Source organism: Pedococcus sp. 2YAF34, assembly GCF_052114585.1.
GTDB lineage: Bacteria > Actinomycetota > Actinomycetes > Actinomycetales > Dermatophilaceae > Pedococcus.
The window spans coordinates 1-15017 of the sequence record NZ_JBFRFA010000038.1; the positions used below are offsets into that span (position 1 = coordinate 1).

Annotated in this window: 18 protein-coding genes; 5 read left to right on the forward strand and 13 right to left on the reverse strand. The window is 72.4% G+C overall.

Annotation, left to right across the window (positions count from 1 at the left end):
* On the forward strand, positions 1-149 hold a 149-nt coding region (locus tag AB4Z02_RS16120), incomplete at its 5' end, for an integrase core domain-containing protein (RefSeq protein WP_441972251.1).
* Between the two features lie 40 nt (positions 150-189).
* Here AB4Z02_RS16120 and AB4Z02_RS16125 read toward each other — a convergent pair.
* The 5 genes from AB4Z02_RS16125 to AB4Z02_RS16145 form a co-directional block, all read right to left on the reverse strand.
* Positions 190-1182, reverse strand: coding sequence for a hypothetical protein (locus AB4Z02_RS16125; RefSeq protein ID WP_441972208.1), 993 nt, complete (start codon positions 1180-1182; stop codon positions 190-192).
* A gap of 279 nt (positions 1183-1461) precedes the next feature.
* A complete protein-coding gene (gene map / locus AB4Z02_RS16130; protein WP_441972209.1) occupies positions 1462-2241 on the reverse strand; it encodes a type I methionyl aminopeptidase in 780 nt (259 codons plus the stop codon).
* The gene (locus AB4Z02_RS16135; RefSeq protein ID WP_200949215.1) at positions 2238-2678 is read right to left on the reverse strand and encodes a nuclear transport factor 2 family protein; all 441 of its coding nucleotides are present in this window, start codon (positions 2676-2678) and stop codon (positions 2238-2240) included. Before AB4Z02_RS16135 ends, map begins: the two co-directional genes overlap by 4 nt.
* Positions 2679-3560, reverse strand: coding sequence for a non-homologous end joining protein Ku (gene ku / locus AB4Z02_RS16140; protein WP_441972211.1), 882 nt, complete (start codon positions 3558-3560; stop codon positions 2679-2681). It lies immediately after the preceding gene.
* A 136-nt stretch (positions 3561-3696) separates the two neighbouring features.
* Entirely contained in the window at positions 3697-4491 is a 795-nt protein-coding gene (locus tag AB4Z02_RS16145; RefSeq protein WP_056883207.1) for a hypothetical protein, read from the reverse strand.
* 238 nt (positions 4492-4729) lie between these two features.
* On the opposite strand from AB4Z02_RS16145, the gene AB4Z02_RS16150 reads away from it, so the two are divergent.
* From AB4Z02_RS16150 to ligD (AB4Z02_RS16165), 4 genes are read left to right on the forward strand one after another with little or no spacing between them, the layout of a single operon-like run.
* Positions 4730-5887 (forward strand): sensor histidine kinase, encoded by a 1158-nt coding sequence (locus AB4Z02_RS16150; RefSeq protein WP_441972213.1) that lies wholly within the window; start codon positions 4730-4732, stop codon positions 5885-5887.
* Positions 5884-6525 (forward strand): response regulator transcription factor, encoded by a 642-nt coding sequence (locus tag AB4Z02_RS16155; protein ID WP_056883205.1) that lies wholly within the window; start codon positions 5884-5886, stop codon positions 6523-6525. The genes AB4Z02_RS16150 and AB4Z02_RS16155 overlap by 4 nt, the downstream gene beginning before the upstream one ends.
* Before the next feature lie 50 nt (positions 6526-6575).
* Positions 6576-7529, forward strand: coding sequence for a non-homologous end-joining DNA ligase (gene ligD, locus AB4Z02_RS16160; protein WP_441972215.1), 954 nt, complete (start codon positions 6576-6578; stop codon positions 7527-7529).
* On the forward strand, positions 7522-8388 hold the full coding sequence (gene ligD / locus AB4Z02_RS16165; RefSeq protein WP_441972217.1) for a non-homologous end-joining DNA ligase: 867 nt from the start codon (positions 7522-7524) through the stop codon (positions 8386-8388). Before ligD (AB4Z02_RS16160) ends, ligD (AB4Z02_RS16165) begins: the two co-directional genes overlap by 8 nt.
* Positions 8389-8418: 30 nt before the next feature.
* Here ligD (AB4Z02_RS16165) and AB4Z02_RS16170 read toward each other — a convergent pair whose 3' ends face one another.
* From AB4Z02_RS16170 to panD, 8 genes are all read right to left on the reverse strand, one after another.
* Positions 8419-8913, reverse strand: a complete 495-nt coding sequence (locus AB4Z02_RS16170) for a GNAT family N-acetyltransferase (protein ID WP_056883202.1) — start codon at positions 8911-8913, stop codon at positions 8419-8421.
* A 111-nt stretch (positions 8914-9024) separates the two neighbouring features.
* Entirely contained in the window at positions 9025-9657 is a 633-nt protein-coding gene (locus AB4Z02_RS16175; protein WP_441972219.1) for a (2Fe-2S)-binding protein, read from the reverse strand.
* 86 nt (positions 9658-9743) lie between these two features.
* Entirely contained in the window at positions 9744-10082 is a 339-nt protein-coding gene (locus AB4Z02_RS16180) for a histone-like nucleoid-structuring protein Lsr2 (RefSeq protein ID WP_441972221.1), read from the reverse strand.
* A gap of 74 nt (positions 10083-10156) precedes the next feature.
* Positions 10157-10360, reverse strand: a complete 204-nt coding sequence (locus AB4Z02_RS16185) for a hypothetical protein (RefSeq protein WP_056883199.1) — start codon at positions 10358-10360, stop codon at positions 10157-10159.
* Positions 10357-11817: a lysine--tRNA ligase gene (lysS, locus tag AB4Z02_RS16190; protein ID WP_441972253.1), complete on the reverse strand. Its 1461-nt coding sequence runs from the start codon at positions 11815-11817 to the stop codon at positions 10357-10359. Before lysS ends, AB4Z02_RS16185 begins: the two co-directional genes overlap by 4 nt.
* 144 nt (positions 11818-11961) lie before the next feature.
* A complete protein-coding gene (nadC, locus tag AB4Z02_RS16195) occupies positions 11962-12852 on the reverse strand; it encodes a carboxylating nicotinate-nucleotide diphosphorylase (protein WP_441972223.1) in 891 nt (296 codons plus the stop codon).
* Entirely contained in the window at positions 12849-14576 is a 1728-nt protein-coding gene (locus tag AB4Z02_RS16200) for an L-aspartate oxidase (RefSeq protein ID WP_441972225.1), read from the reverse strand. Before AB4Z02_RS16200 ends, nadC begins: the two co-directional genes overlap by 4 nt.
* Positions 14566-14994, reverse strand: coding sequence for an aspartate 1-decarboxylase (gene panD, locus AB4Z02_RS16205; protein ID WP_056883195.1), 429 nt, complete (start codon positions 14992-14994; stop codon positions 14566-14568). The genes AB4Z02_RS16200 and panD overlap by 11 nt, the downstream gene beginning before the upstream one ends.
* Positions 14995-15017: the final 23 nt, after the last annotated feature.

Sequence of the window (15017 nt, forward strand, 5' to 3'; positions counted from 1 at the left end):
GCTACGCCCGCGCCTACACCTCAGAAAGCGAACGCCGGGCCGCCCTGCCAGCATGGATCCACGAGTACAACCACCACCGACCCCACACCGCCTGCGGGAACAAGCCACCCATCACCCGCTTGACCAACCTGTCAGGTCAGTACACCTAGCCGGACCGGTGGCCCGTCCGGCCGTCCATGCCGCTCGCCGTCACCGGGAGGGGCGTGGAGCGCGCCGGCCGGTCGGCCCGAACCGCCGGAGAAGACAACCCACGCCGAGCAGCCCGAGGCCGAGGACGCTGAGGAGCAGGTCGTTCGCACCGGTGGCGGCGAGCTCTGGCGCTGCAGGTGCTGCGGTGGCTGGGGCGACGGGCCTCACGGGGCTGGTCCTCGTGCCGGGCCCAGGGCGCACCACCGCAACCGCGGGGAGGATGCGGACGCGCACGGCGTCCTCGACCTGGGTGGTCGCCGTCGGGTTCCACCTCGCCGACATCGTGAACGACTTTCCGGCAGCCCCGGGCAGCGCCTCGAGCCGGAAGCTGTACGTCGTGCTGCCTCCGGGAGGCACGGTCCCGCCCGCACCGCACTGGTAGGAGGCAGGGTCGGTGCCGCAGGTGGGTGGCAGGGAGACCCAGCGGAACAACTCCTCGCCACCGCCCGGTCCCGAGTCGCTCATGGTGACCGAGCCCCGGAAGTCGTCGCCCACCGGGACGTCACCATCGTTCCGCAGGCGCACGACGACCGTGAACACCTGGCCCTCCCGCGCCGTGGCTGGTGCCGTCACGTCCACGTGCGCCTCGAGCGGCACCACGGTCACTGTCGCCGTGGCCACGTCGTCACCGGGGTCGGAGTCGCCCGGCACCGGGTCGACCGTGGCCGTGAGGACGAGGACCTGGCCCGGTGTCATGGCCCGGTCCACCGTCACCCGCATCTGCGGCCTGGCGCCCTCGGCAGGGCTGGTGCAGTGCACCGTGCGTGTCGCGGCGGAGACGGTGCACTGACCGTTCGATGCCTCGACCGCCAGGCCTCGGGGGTAGGTGACGCTGAAGCCGAGGTCAGCCCCGGCAGGCGGGGTGCCAGTCACGACGTAGCTGGGGGTGAGCAGGACCCAGCTGCCGGGCGGGACCTGCGCCGCGGGGGTGTCGAAGCTCAGGCCGGTGTCGAAGTCGGCCGCCTGGGCTGCCGCCGGCGCCTGCACCGCCATCGGCCGCGCAGAGGCGGGTCTCGCCGGCGAAGGTCGGGTCTCTGGCGACGGCTCGGCGGACGCCGAGCCCTGGCCCAGCACCAGCACGGCGCACGCGATCGTCGCTGCCCCTGGGAACCGCACTGCTCGCCCCATCGCGAACACCCCTCCGCCGTGCGCCGGCCCTTCACTGCGCGACGCTGGCGTCACCGTACTCCCGCGGCGCAAGCCCTGTATGCCCGTTGCCGTCCGTCCTCGCCGCCCCGACTCGGGCCTTGCGTGGTCCGCAGGCTCGGGTTGTCAGGCGCGGGCGCTCGGCAGGGTGAGGACCTCGACGCCGTCCTCGGTGATGGCGACGGTGTGCTCGCTGTGGGCGGTCCGGCAGCCGGTGGCGCTGCGCAGGGTCCAGCCGTCGGCGTCGGTGGTGAGTGCCGCGGTGTCGGCCATCACCCACGGCTCAAGGGCCAGCAGCAGCCCGGGGCGCAGGACATAGCCGCGGCCGGGCCGGCCGGTGTTGGGGACGTGCGGGTCCTGGTGCATCGTCGACCCGACGCCGTGGCCACCGAACTCGGTGTTCACGGAGTACCCGGCCGAGCCGAGGACGGAGCCGATGGCGTGGGAGACGTCGCCGAGGCGGGCACCCGGCCCGGCCGCGGCGATGCCGGCCTGCAGCGCACGCTCGGTGGCGGCGATGAGCGCCTCGTCCTCCGCCGACCCGGCACCGCCCACGACGAAGCTGATCGCCGAGTCGGCGACGACCCCGTCCAAGGACACGGCGAGGTCGAGGGACAGCAGGTCACCGTCGGCCAGCACCTCGTCGTGGGGCAGCCCGTGCAGGACGGCGTCGTTGAGCGACGTGCAGATGTAGTGGCCGAACGGCCCGCGCCCGAACGACGGCTCGTAGTCGACGTAGCAGGACTGCGCCCCGGCGGCGAGCATCATGTCCCGCGCCCACCGGTCGATGTCGAGCAGGTTGGTGCCGGCGACGCTGCGCGACCGCAGCGTCGCGAGGATGTCGGCGACCAGGGCACCGGTCGCCCGCGCCCGGTCCACCTCGGTCGGGTCGAGGATCTCGATCACGCGGTGCGCTCCGACCCGGTCCCGGCACCCGCACCCGGACCGCCGTCGACGGCTTCGTCGGCGACGACGGTGCCCTGGTGGTGGCGCACCTGCCAGCGACCGCCGCTGCGCACCCACACCGAGCTGCGGTGCGCGCGGCGCGAGGGCGTGACGGAGTCGTAGGTGACCAGGACGACGCCGGGTGCCAGGCCGCTGGCGACGAGCTGCTCGGCACGGATGTCGACCGGCCCGGAGGCCGCCTCGTCCTCCATCATCTGCAGGATCGACTCGCGGTCCCAGACGACGCCCGACGCACCGAACTCGTGGAAGTCCTCGTGCAGCAGGAGGCCTGCGCTCAGGCGGTCACCGCGCACGGCTCCCGTCAGCAGGGCCCGCTCGCAGTCGGTGACGATCGCCAGGTCGTCGTCGGTCGGCATACCTGTCGTGGAGGTGGGCACTCAGCTGGCCTTCTTCGCGGTCTTCTTGGCGGCGGTCTTCTTCGCCGTGGTCGTCTTGGCGGTCGCCTTCTTGGCAGCCGGCTTCTCCTCCGTGGTCGACTCGCCGCGGGCGGCCTTGGCCTTGTCGACGGACTTCTTCAGCGCCGCGAGCAGGTCGACGACCTCGCCGGACTCGTCCTTGGACTCCTCGGCCACCTGCACCTCGCCGCCTTCGACCTTCGCCTTGACCAGGGACTGCAGCGCGAGGGCGTAGTCGTCCTCGTAGTCGTCGGGCTCGTAGTCGCCGGCCAGCTGCTCGATGAGGAGGTCGGCCATCGCGAGCTCCTGCTTGGTGGCCTTGCCGTCGTCGTCGAGGTGGGCGAAGTCGGGCTTGCGGACCTCGTCGGGCCACAGCATCGTCTGCATGACGATGACGCCTTCCCTCACCCGCAGCACCGCCATCGTCATGCGGGTGCGGATCGAGACGGAGACCACCGCCATGCGGTTCTCCTTCTCGAGCGCGTCACGCAGCAGCACGTAGGGCTTGGTGGAGGCCTTGTCGGGCTCGAGGTAGTAGCACTTGTCGAGCAGCATCGGGTCGATCTGGTCGGCCGGAACGAACTTCTCGACCGAGATCTCCTTGGAGCTGCGCGACGGCAGGTCCTTGAAGTCCTCGTCGGTCAGGACGACCATGTCGCCGTCCTCGGTCTCGTAGCCCTTCGCGATGTCGTCGTAGGACACGACCTCACCGTCGATGCTGCAGATCCGCTGGTACTTGATGCGGCCGCCGTCCTCACGGTGCACCTGGCGGAACTGGACGTCGTGGTTCTCGGTGGCGGAGTACAGCCGGATCGGTACGTTGACCAGCCCGAACGACACCGCTCCCTTCCAGATGGCTCGCATACCACCGATCTTGGCCCATACCGCGGGGTGGACGCCACGCGCACGGCTCACGAATGCCGAGGAGGCGCTCACCAGTACTGCGCGCAGGACTCAGGAACGCTGCCGGTCAGGACTCAGGAACACTGCCGGTCAGGGCTCAGGAACGCTGACCGTCGGGCCGCGCCAGCCACAGCAGCGCGGCCGCCGGCAGCACAGCCACCGCACCGACGTAGCCCGGGGAGCCGTAGCCGTGGGGAGCCACGACACAGGCGAACGCAGCCCAGGCCAGGGCCGCCGCCACGAGCCGGTCCCACCACACCGCGCGCGACACGGCCGCGAGGCCCAGGGCTGCGACCGCGGCAAGCCCGAGACCCGCCACGTCGTACCGCAGCTCCGCCATGCTGCCCACCGAGGTCATCGCCGACGCGTCGAGCCGAGTGATCGTCGCCACCCACGGCGCACAGACGAGCGCGGACAGCACGGCCAGCGCCGCCACGAGAGGGCGGACCGGCCACGGGTCGCGCCACAGACGCGCGCGGTCCGGCGACAGCGCCAGCCACGGACCGACCCAGAGCACCAGCGACACGGCGTACCGCGCCATGAGCTCGGGGAGGGAGGCGTGGTCCTGCGGCGCGACCAGGTCGTCCACGAACCAGACGACCTGTCCGAGCACCAGGGCCCGGACCGCGAGGACGCTGCGCCCGCGGGTCACCAGCACCACCAGGGCCGGACCCAGGGTCAGCATCTTGAACGCGGCGGCCCCCAGCGCGCCGAACGTCAGGGCATGGGGGTCGGGAAGGCGGTGGAGGACGACCATGGCGGTGCCGAACGAGGCCATGACCAGAGCCCATGCGGACAGCAGTGTGTAGAGGAGGCAGAGCACGAGGACGCGGACGCGTCCCCACGTGGACGCCGTCGTCGCTGCGGACGGGACTGCGAGAGGGGCGGACATGAGGACCTCCTTGGGTTGGCCGGTGTTGCCTCTCGAGGCTGCCGGGCCACGGGATCCGCGTCGTCCGCCGGCGCGGCCGAACTGCGTCTCCATCGGGTACGCGGGGTCGTCCTCGGGCAGGACGGCACTCGTCCCGCAGGACGACGCGGTGGTGACGGGACGGGCCTACCGTGGACGCATGTGGTGGGAGGCCGGGCGTCTCCGGGAGCTGGGTCGTGGACCCTTCACGGTCCTCGACGTGGCCCCTCCCTTGGCGCTCCTGCTCTGGGCCCAGGTCGACATCTGGACCGCGGACGTCGTGGTCGGTTCTCGCGAGGTGATGGCCGCCGCGCTGGTGGTGACCGCTACGACTCTCGTCACGCGCCGCCGGATCCCCTTCGCGGCGCTGTGCGTGACCGGTGGGTCGATCCTCGTGCCGGCGGCGTTGGGGACGACGATCGCCTCGGCCCCCGCGGTGTTCCTGCTCGTGCTCGCGGTCTTCGCCGCCGGCCGCCACGGCTCGGCGCGCCTGTCCTTGGTCGCCCTGCCGCTCGCGGTGGGCTGCGCACTCCTCGGCGGGGCCGCCAGCCCCCGCGAGACCCTCGCGTCGACGTGGCCCTGGAGCCTCAACATGGTCTGGATCTGGGGGCTCGGGTGGTGGCTGCGGGAAGCCGACCGGAGGGTCGAGGCCACCCAGCGGCAGTCGCGGGCGGACGCCCGGGCCGTCGCCGCCGAGGAACGGCTCCGCGTGGCCAGAGACCTGCACGACGTGCTCGCGCACAGCCTCTCGATCATCGTGGTCCAGGCCGAGGTCGCCGACGAGCTCCTCACCCGCGACCCCACGGCCGCCAAACGGGCGATCGGCAACATCCAGCGCACCGGCCGGTCCGCCCTGGACGAGACCCGCGGGGTCCTGGGCCTGCTGCGGCGGCCCGAGGTCGTGTCGCACGCCGGGCTCGCAGACCTCCCCGGTCTCGTGGAGGTGTTCCGGTCCGCAGGCCTGCCGGTCACCCTCGACACCCAACCCGGCCTGAGGCTCTCCACCGACGCCGAGGCGGGGGTCTTCCGGATGGTGCAGGAGGCCCTCACGAACTCGCTGCGCCACTCCGGCGCCCAAGCCACGTCCGTCCGCCTCGCCCTGGCCGCCGACGGTGTCAGCGTCCAGGTCGACAACGCGGGCACGACGGGGCCCACGGACCGCGAGGCACCAGCGGTCCGAGCGTCATGGGATACGCATGGCCCAGTCGCCGCATCCCTCAACGGCGGCCCGCGGGGGCGCGGCGGCGGGGCCGGGCACGGCCTCGAAGGCATGCGCGAGCGCATCGAGGCCTGCGGTGGGCGACTGGAGTCCGGACCCCTGCCCGACGGCGGTTTCCGGGTGCGCGCAGAGCTGCCCGGCTCGGTGCTCCTGCGATGATCCGGCTCGTCGTCGTCGACGACCAGGAGCTGGTGCGCGATGGTTTCGCGCTCATCCTCGACGCCCAGGACGACATCGAAGTGGTGGGCACGGCGGCCGACGGCGCCAGTGCCGTCGCCCTCTGTCGCGCGGAGCAGCCCGACGTGGCGCTCATGGACCTGAGGATGCCGGTGCTCGACGGGATCGAGGCGACCCGCAGGGTGGTCGTGCAGTGTCCGGGCGTCCGGGTCCTCGTGCTGACCACCTTCGACGACGACGAGAACGTCGTCCGGGCCCTTCGTGCCGGCGCCAGCGGCTTCCTCCTCAAGGACACCCCGCGGGCCGCCCTCGTGGCGTCGGTGCGGGCGGTCGCCGAGGGCGAGACCATGCTCGACGCCGCGGTCCTGCGCAGGTTGGTGTCAGGGCACCTGCGCGCACCCGGCCCCGCGCACGCGGCGGCCCTGGCCCGGCTGACGGGCCGGGAGTCGGAGGTGATGCGCTGTGTCGCGCAGGGGCAGACCAACGCGGAGATCGCCGCCGCGCTGCACATCTCGGAGACCACCGTGAAGACGCACGTGGCCCGCCTGCTGGCCAAGTGGGGCGCGCGGGACCGGGTCGCCCTCGTCGTCCTGGCCCACGAGGCCGGACTCGTGCCGTGAGGTGCGTCCGATCCCCTTCCGGTCTCACGCCACGCTGACACAATGCGGGCATGCGCCCCATGCTGGCCACTCCGGCCACCGCCATCCCCCACGGCGGGGACTGGGTGCACGAGGTGAAGTGGGACGGCATGCGGGTGCTCGCCGACATCCGCGACGGGCACCTCACCCTGACCTCCCGGACGGGCAACGACGTGACGGCGAGCTACCCCGAGCTGGCACCCCTGGCCGACCTCTACGACGACATGCTGCTCGACGGCGAGGTGGTGGCCCTCGACGGCGGTCGCCCCTCCTTCGGGGCGCTCGCCGACCGGATGCACGTGAAGGACCGCCGGAAGGCGGAGCGCCTGTCCGCCGTGCGACCGGTCACGCTGATGGTGTTCGACCTGCTGCGGCTGTACGGCGCCGACCTCACCTCCCAGCCGCTGTCGGCGCGACGCGAGCTGCTCGAGCGGCTCGACCTCACCGGCCGCCACTGGCAGGTCCCGCCCGTCTACGACGACGGCGAGGAGCTGTTCGCCGCGACCCGTGAGCAGGGGCTCGAGGGCGTCGTGAGCAAGCGGCTCTCCGCGCCGTACCTGCCCGGACGGCGGTCCACCGACTGGCTGAAGTCACCGCACCGCACCACGGTGTCGGCCGTCGTCGGCGGCTGGCGGCCGGAGACCGGGACCACCGACCGCCTCGGCGCCGTCCTGCTCGGCATCGCCACGCCACAGGGCTGGAGGTATGCCGGGCGGATGGGTTCGGGGATCGCCGGCAAGGCGCAGCGCGAGCTGACCGAGCTGCTACGGCCGCTGGCGCGCGACACCGCACCGTTTGACACACCAGTCCCCCGCATCGACGCCGAGGGCGCGTTCTGGGTCGAGCCGCGGGTGGTCGTCGAGGCCCGCACCCTGGAGGTGACGCGCGACGGGCGGCTGCGGCAGCCCGCCTACCTCGGCGTGCGCACCGACCTCACCCCCGAGGACCTGCTGGCCGACGCCCGGGCGGAGGTCTCCGGTGAGTGAGACCACCTCGGTCGTCGTCGAGGGCCGCAAGCTGAAGCTGACGAGCCTCGACAAGCTGCTCTTCCCCTCGACCGAGACGACCAAGGGCGAGGTGCTCAACTACTACGCGCAGGTCGCCGACGTGCTGCTGCCCCAGCTCGCCTCCCGGCCACTGACCCGGGTGCGCTGGCCCCATGGCACCGGCGACCAGAGCTTCTTCGAGAAGAACCTGCCGTCGGGGGCGCCGTCCTGGCTGCCCCGGGTCAAGGTCGACGACGTGACCTACCCCGTCGTGGAGGACCTCGCCCAGCTGACCTACCTGGTCAACCTCAACTCGATCGAGCTGCACGTGCCGCAGTGGAAGGTCGATGAGGACGGCGCGCGCCTGCACCCGGACCGGCTCGTCATCGACCTCGACCCCGGCACCGGGGCCGGCCTGCACGAGTGCGCCCGGGTCGCCGTCATGGTCCGCGACCGCCTCGGCGAGCTGGGTCTGGACCTGTTCCCCGTCACCAGCGGCAGCAAGGGCATGCAGCTGTACGCCGCCCTGCCGGGCGACCTGACGTCGGACCAGACCCGCGACCTCGCCCAGCAGCTGGCGCAGGAGCTGACCAAGAAGCATCCCGACCTCGTGGTCTGGAAGATGACCAAGTCGCTGCGCCCCGGCAAGGTGTTCCTCGACTGGAGCCAGAACGTCGCGGCCAAGACGACGATCTGCCCCTACTCGCTGCGCGGCAAGGAGACCCCGACGGTCGCGGCGCCCCGCACCTGGGACGAGGTCGAGGCCGGCGCCGAGGGCAGGAAGCTCGAGCAGCTGATGTTCGACGACGTGCTCGACCGGCTCGACGCCGACGGCGACCTGGTCGCCGACCTTCTCTGACCGGTGCCGGCGGAGCGCTCTGCTGCGCGTTCAGCTGGTGCCGAGGACGGCTTCGTAGGAGTACAGGTCGGCCCCGTTGCCTCGGCGCGTGAACCCCGCTCGTTCGAGGGTCCTCTGCGAGGCGATGTTGGCCCGGTCGGTATCGGCCGCGACGCGGTCAACACTGTGATCGGTCGCCACGCTGAGGAGGGCAGCCACGGCCTCGGCGGCGTAGCCGTTGCCCCTCGCCGAGGGGGTCAGGCCGTAGCCGATCTCGACGCTCCCACCGTCGGGTCCTCCTTTGAAGCCGATTCCTCCGATGGCCCGTCCGTCCGAGGCCCGGGTGATCCGGTAGAAGCCAAAGGGGCGCTGCTCACCGCCGTCCGCCGTACGGCGGAGGTAGGCAGCGACGGAGATGACGTCGCCTTCCTGCGGGAAGTCCGCCGCCCACAGGTCGTCGTCGCCCGCACTGCGCGAGATGATGCGTTCGCCCTCCGCGACGTCGACGGGGTGGAGGACCAGCCGTGGCGTGAACAGATCGGTCATGCGGCCAGCCAAGCGACGCCGGCTCGCCCACGCAAACGAAATAGCCGGGACGGCGCCCACGCGCGACCACGGAAGGGAACCGCCCGTGGGACCTGCGCCGGTGTCCTGCGCTCAGCGGCGGCGCAGGCGTGGGCAGCCGGCGCACTCGTGGGTGCCGGGCACGGCGTACAGGTAGCAGCACGAGGCCCGCTCGACCGGTCCGCGCCCGCGCAGCCTGGCCAACGCCATCGCCCACAGGTCGTCGACCATCGCCAGCCGCTGGTGCCGGCCGATCTTGACCCCGGGGTGGTAGCCCGCGGCGAGCTCCCGTCCGGCGTCGAGGTAGGCGTCCCTGGCCGCCGCCAGCCGGCGACCCGGGTCGTCGACGACCTCGCCGGCCGAGCGCAGCTGCAAGGTCGTCGGGTAGGCGGCGGTGGGCTCCACCGCGAAGCTCAGGCCGGCCGTGCGCGGGTCGAGCACCCACGGACCGGACAGCGCCGCCGCGGCGCCGAGGGTGGCAGGCAGCTCGAGGCACCACTGCAGGACGAAGGCCGCCGGCATCGCCGGCGGCGGGGGTGTGCCGTAGTAGCGACCGGTCGCGCGGGCGAACGCCGTCCGCCACTCGGCCGTCGGGTCGCCATCGAGCGGTGCCAGCAGCGAGGTCCACACCAGCGGGAGGTCGGGGACTTCTCCGGATGCGGCGCCGAGACCCCACACAAGGTGCGGTCGAATGGCGCGCACCAGGGCGCCGAGGGAATCATCCATCACGTTCGCGCAGGTCAACGACGCGGCGGGTGACATTCACGGGCAGCACCCGAAATGTCACCCGCCGGACCGTGGAGGCAGATGGTTCAGTGCGCCTTGTCGTAGGCGGCCTGGATCTCGGCCGAAATACGACCGCGCTCACTCACCTTGTGGCCATTCTGGCGAGCCCATTCGCGCACGTCCGCGAGGTCGCGCTTTCCTGCGGACGAGCGGGCGGAAGAGCCGCCACGTGAGGTGGAGGCGCGACGCCCACCGGAGCGGCGGCCGTGCCCGACGTAGGGCGCGAGGGCGTCACGCAGGGCAGCGGCGTTGGCGCTGCTGAGGTCGATCTCGTAGCTGACGCCGTCGAGGGCGAAGGTCACGGTCTCGTCGGCGGGTCCGCCGTCGAGGTCGTCATCGAGGACGATGTTGACGCGCTGGGCCATCGGAATTCCTTTCGGACAATGTGCGGGGTGCCATCAAAGTATTGGTTCGGGCGACCCCGCGCAAAGAGGTCCGTTCAGCCGTTTTTGTGGTCGGCCTCAGAATTCGTGGAATTGTCGCTGTTTTCTTCGTCGTGCTGGGTGTGGGCGGCATCCCATTGCGAATGCGCGAGGCGTTCTTTGCGGTCGCCCTCCATCATGTTCTTGATGACGACCCAGAAGAGCACGCCGACGCCTGCCGACGGGATCAGCGCCGCGACGTAGGGCCAGATCCCGCTCACCGGGTGGCCTCCGGCTTCAGGTGCGGGAAGAGGATCGTCTCGCGGATGTTGGCGCCGGTGAACAGCATGACGAGGCGGTCGATGCCGAGGCCGAGACCGCCCATGGGCGGCGCGCCGTACTCCAGCGCCCGGAGGAAGTCCTCGTCGAGCTGCATCGCCTCGGGGTCGCCACCGGCCGCCTTGAGCGACTGCTCCTCCAGGACGCGGCGCTGGATGACGGGGTCGACGAGCTCGGAGAACGCGGTGCCGCGCTCGACGCCCGCGATGATGAGGTCCCAGGCCTCGATGAGGTGCTCGGGGTCGTCGCGGTGCGGCCGGGCGAGCGGCTGGGCGTGCGGCGGGTAGTCGCACAGGAACGTCGGCTGGAGCAGGTGGGGCTCGACCAGCTCGCCGAGCAGCTCGGTGACGATCTTGGAGGCCTCCCACGCCGGGTCGACCTCGACGTCGTGGCGCGCCGCGATCGCCCGCAGGGTGCCTGCATCGGTGTCGGGGGTGATGGTCTCGCCCACCGCCTCGCTCACGCCCTGGTAGACCGGCAGCCAGCGCCACTCGCCGTCGAGGTCGACGACGCCCTTCGGGGTCTCCACCTGGCGGCTGCCGACGGCGTCGGCCGCGGCGAGGAACATCGCGCGCATGAGCTCGGCCATCGTGCGCTGGTCGCCGTAGGCCTCGTACGCCTCGAGCATCGTGAACTCGGGGCTGTGGGTGGAGTCGACGCCCTCGTTGCGGAAGATGCGGCCGATCTCGAAGACCTTGTCCACGCCACCCACGACGGCCTTCTTGAGGTTGAGCTCCAGCGCGATGCGCAGCGTCATGGGCTGGTCGAAGGCGTTGAGGTGGGTGTGGAACGGCCGGGCCGTGGCCCCGCCGTGGATCAGCTGGAGGACGGGGGTCTCGATCTCGAGGTAGCCGCTCTCCTCCAGCGTCGTCCGGACCGCCTTGACGATGGCGGCGCGGGTGCGCACCATGTCGCGGGCCTCCTGCCGCACGATGAGGTCGGCGTAGCGCTGTCGCACCCGCGACTCCTCGGACAGGTCCTTGTGCATGACCGGCATCGGGCGCAGCGCCTTGGAGGCCATCTCCCACCGGCTCGCCATCACCGAGAGCTCGCCGCGGCGGGAGGAGATGACGCGGCCCTCGACGAAGACGTGGTCACCGAGGTCGACGGTGCTCTTCCACTCGGCGAGCGCCTCCTCGCCGACCTCGGCCAGGCTGAGCATGACCTGCAGGCGGGTGCCGATGCCCTCCTGGAGGGTCGCGAACGCGAGCTTGCCGGTGTTGCGGATGAAGATGACGCGGCCGGCGACCCCGACGACGTCCTGGGTCTCCTCGCCGGTCTCCAGGTGCCCCCACTGCTCGCGGACCGCGGCGAGGGTGTGGGTGCGCGCCACCGAGACCGGGAACGCCTGCTTGCCCTCGGCGAGCAGGCGGTCGCGCTTGTCCCGGCGGACCTGCATCTGCTCGGGCAGGTCGGCCTCGGGCAGGGCGTCCGTCGGGTTCGCGGTGGTCACGGTGGGGGTTTCACTCACCCGCAAAGGGTACCCAGCGGCACACCTCGCCCTCGCATCGCGCCCGACCCGGTCCTCAGCAGAACGCCGGGGTCAGCCGACCAGGTCGAGGGCGAGGTCGAGGGCGAGGTCGAGGATCGGCGAGGAGTGGGTGAGGCCGCCGACGCTGAGGTAGTCGACGCCGGTGAGGGCGTAGTCGCGCGCCACGTCGAGCGTCAGGCCGCCGGTCGCCTCGAGCTCGACGGCCTCGCCGGTCGCGCGGACCGCCTCGACCGTCTGGCGCAGCAGCTCCACGGACATGTTGTCGCACAGCAGGAACCGGGCGCCGACGCCGACCGACTCCAGCGCCTCCTCGGTGGTGGTGACCTCCACCTGCACCGGCACGTCGGGGTACTTGGCCCGCACCGCGGAGTACGCCGCCGCCAGCGAGCCGGCCGCGAGCTTGTGGTTGTCCTTGATCATGGCCACGTCGTGGAGGCCCATCCGCTTGTTGGTGCCCCCGCCGGCTCGGACGGCGTACTTCTCCAGCGCGCGGAGGCCGGGCGTGGTCTTGCGGGTGTCGAGGACGGTGGCGCCGGTGCCCTCGAGCCGCTCGGCCCACTGCCGCGTGTGGGTGGCGATGCCGGACAGGCGGCACAGGATGTTGAGCATCGTGCGCTCGCCGACGAGCACGACCTGCGTCGACCCCTCCAGGGTGGCGACCACGTCGCCGCGGACGAGCCCGTCGCCGTCGGCCCGCTCGAGCGTGGCGCGGACCGGCTCGGCGCCGAGCCGACGGGCGACCTCGTCGAAGACCAGCGGGACGACGGGTATGCCGCCGAGCACGCCGTCGGCGCGCGCCACGACGTGGGCCCTGCTCACCTGCTCGGGAGGAATGGTGGCCGAGGTGGTGACGTCGACCCCGTCGGGGCCGCCGAGGTCCTCGTCGAGGGCGGTGCGGACGACGGCGAGCGCGGCATCCTCGGGGAAGTGCGGGTCGGTCATGCGAGGTCCTGTTCGGGGACGGGTTCGAAGGAGGTGGTGACCGTGCCGTCCGCGCCACGGACGAGGTGCGTGTGGCCGCGCCAGTCCGGGTCGACGAGCTCGGGGTGGTCGGAGCGGACGTGCCCGCCACGGGTCTCCTCGCGCAGCGTCGCGGCGAGGGTGAGCACCTGCCCGACGTGCAGGAGGTTGGTCGTCTCCCACGACTCGGGTCCGGGCTCCTCCGACGTCGCCGCAGCGGCCAGCTCCACGAGGGTTGCCGCGGTCTGCGCCAGCGACCCGGCGGAGCGCACCGCCCCGGCGCCGGCCGTCATGGCGGCCTGCACCTGCACCCGGGCCGACCCGTCCAGCAGTGCAGTGCCTGCCGGAGCGGGCGCCGGCTCGACCGGTGGGAGCTCGCCGGCGGCCAGTCGCGCGCTGATGTCATCGGCGATGCGGTGGGCGAAGACCAGGCCCTCGAGCAGGGAGTTGGACGCGAGCCGGTTGGCGCCGTGGACCCCCGTGCAGGACACCTCGCCGCAGGCGTAGAGGCCGTCGAGGGAGGACCTGCCCTCGAGGTCGGTGCGCACTCCCCCGCTGGCGTAGTGCTGGGCCGGCGCCACAGGGAGCAGGTCGACCGCGGGGTCGAAGCCCAGCTCGCGGCACCGCGCCACGATCGAGGGGAACCGCTGCTCGAGGAACTCGCGGCCGAGGTGGCGGGCGTCGAGGAACACGTGCTGCTCCCCCGTCTCGTGCATCCGGTCGACGATGGCGCGGGACACCACGTCCCGGGGGGCGAGGTCGGCCAGCGGGTGCCGGCCCTGCATGAACCGCACCCCGTCGCGGTCGACCAGGAACGCACCCTCGCCGCGTACCGCCTCGGAGATCAGCGGCTGCTGCCCACTGGACCCCTCGCCCAGCCACAGCACCGTGGGGTGGAACTGGACGAACTCGACGTCGGTGAGCACCGCCCCTGCGCGCAGGGCTGCCGCGAGGCCGTCCCCGGTCGCCACGGAGGGGTTCGTCGTCGCGGAGTAGACCTGCCCCAGGCCGCCGGTGGCGAGCACGACGGCGCGGGCCAGGGCCGCTCCGACGCCGTCGATCTGGCCCTCGCCGATGACGTGGAGGGTCACGCCGCACACCCGCTCGTCGACGTCCTGGAGCAGGTCGACGACGAGGGCGTGCTCGATCACCTCGATGCCGGGGTCGTCCTGCACGGCGTGCAGGGCGGCGATGAGGGCGCGGGAGATCTCCTTGCCCGTCGCGTCACCGCCGGCGTGGGCGATGCGGTCACGGTGGTGGCCGCCCTCGCGGGTGAGCCGCAGCTCCCCCTCCTCGTCGAGGTCGAACTCGGCGCCGAGCGCGACGAGCTCGCGCACCCGCTCCGGCCCCTCGTGGACGAGCGCCGTGACCGCGGGGACGTCGCAGATCCCGCACCCCGCGACGAGGGTGTCGTGCAGGTGCTCCTGCGGGGAGTCGGCCGGGTCGAGCGCCGCGGCGATCCCGCCCTGCGCCCACTGGGTCGACCCCTCGCTGAGGACCGTCTTGGTGACCAGCAGCACCCGGTCGACGCGCTGGCGCAGCCGCAGCGCGGTGGTGAGCCCGGCGATGCCCGAGCCCACGACCACCACGTCGGCCGACGTGGTCCAGCCCGGTTCACCGGAGACCAGCCAGCGCGGGACGGCCAGCGGCGGACCGAGCGCCGGGTCGCCCGACGGGCGGTCAGCCCCCGGGCGGTCAGCCGACATGGGCGTGTCTGGTCACGGCGGAGGTGCGCAGCCCGAACCCGTCCGGCACGTCGCCCGGGTCGTCGCCGACCTCGACGACCCGGTTGTCCCGGTCCACGAAGACGACCCGCGGCTCGCGGGTGCGGGCCTCCTCCTCGTCCATGGCGGCGTACGCGATGACGATGACGAGGTCGCCGGGCGAGATGAGGCGGGCGGCCGCGCCGTTGATGCAGACGATGCCCGAACCGCGCTCGCCCTCGATGGCGTAGGTCGTGAGCCGGTTGCCGTTGTCGACGTCGACGACGTCCACCTGCTCGCCCGGCAGCAAGCCTGCCGCGTCCATGAGGTCGCGGTCCAGGGTGAGGGAGCCGACGTAGTGCAGGTCGGCCTGCGTCACCGTGGCGCGGTGGATCTTGGCGTGGAGCATGAAGCGCTGCATGGGTGGGTTCCCTCGGGGTGTGC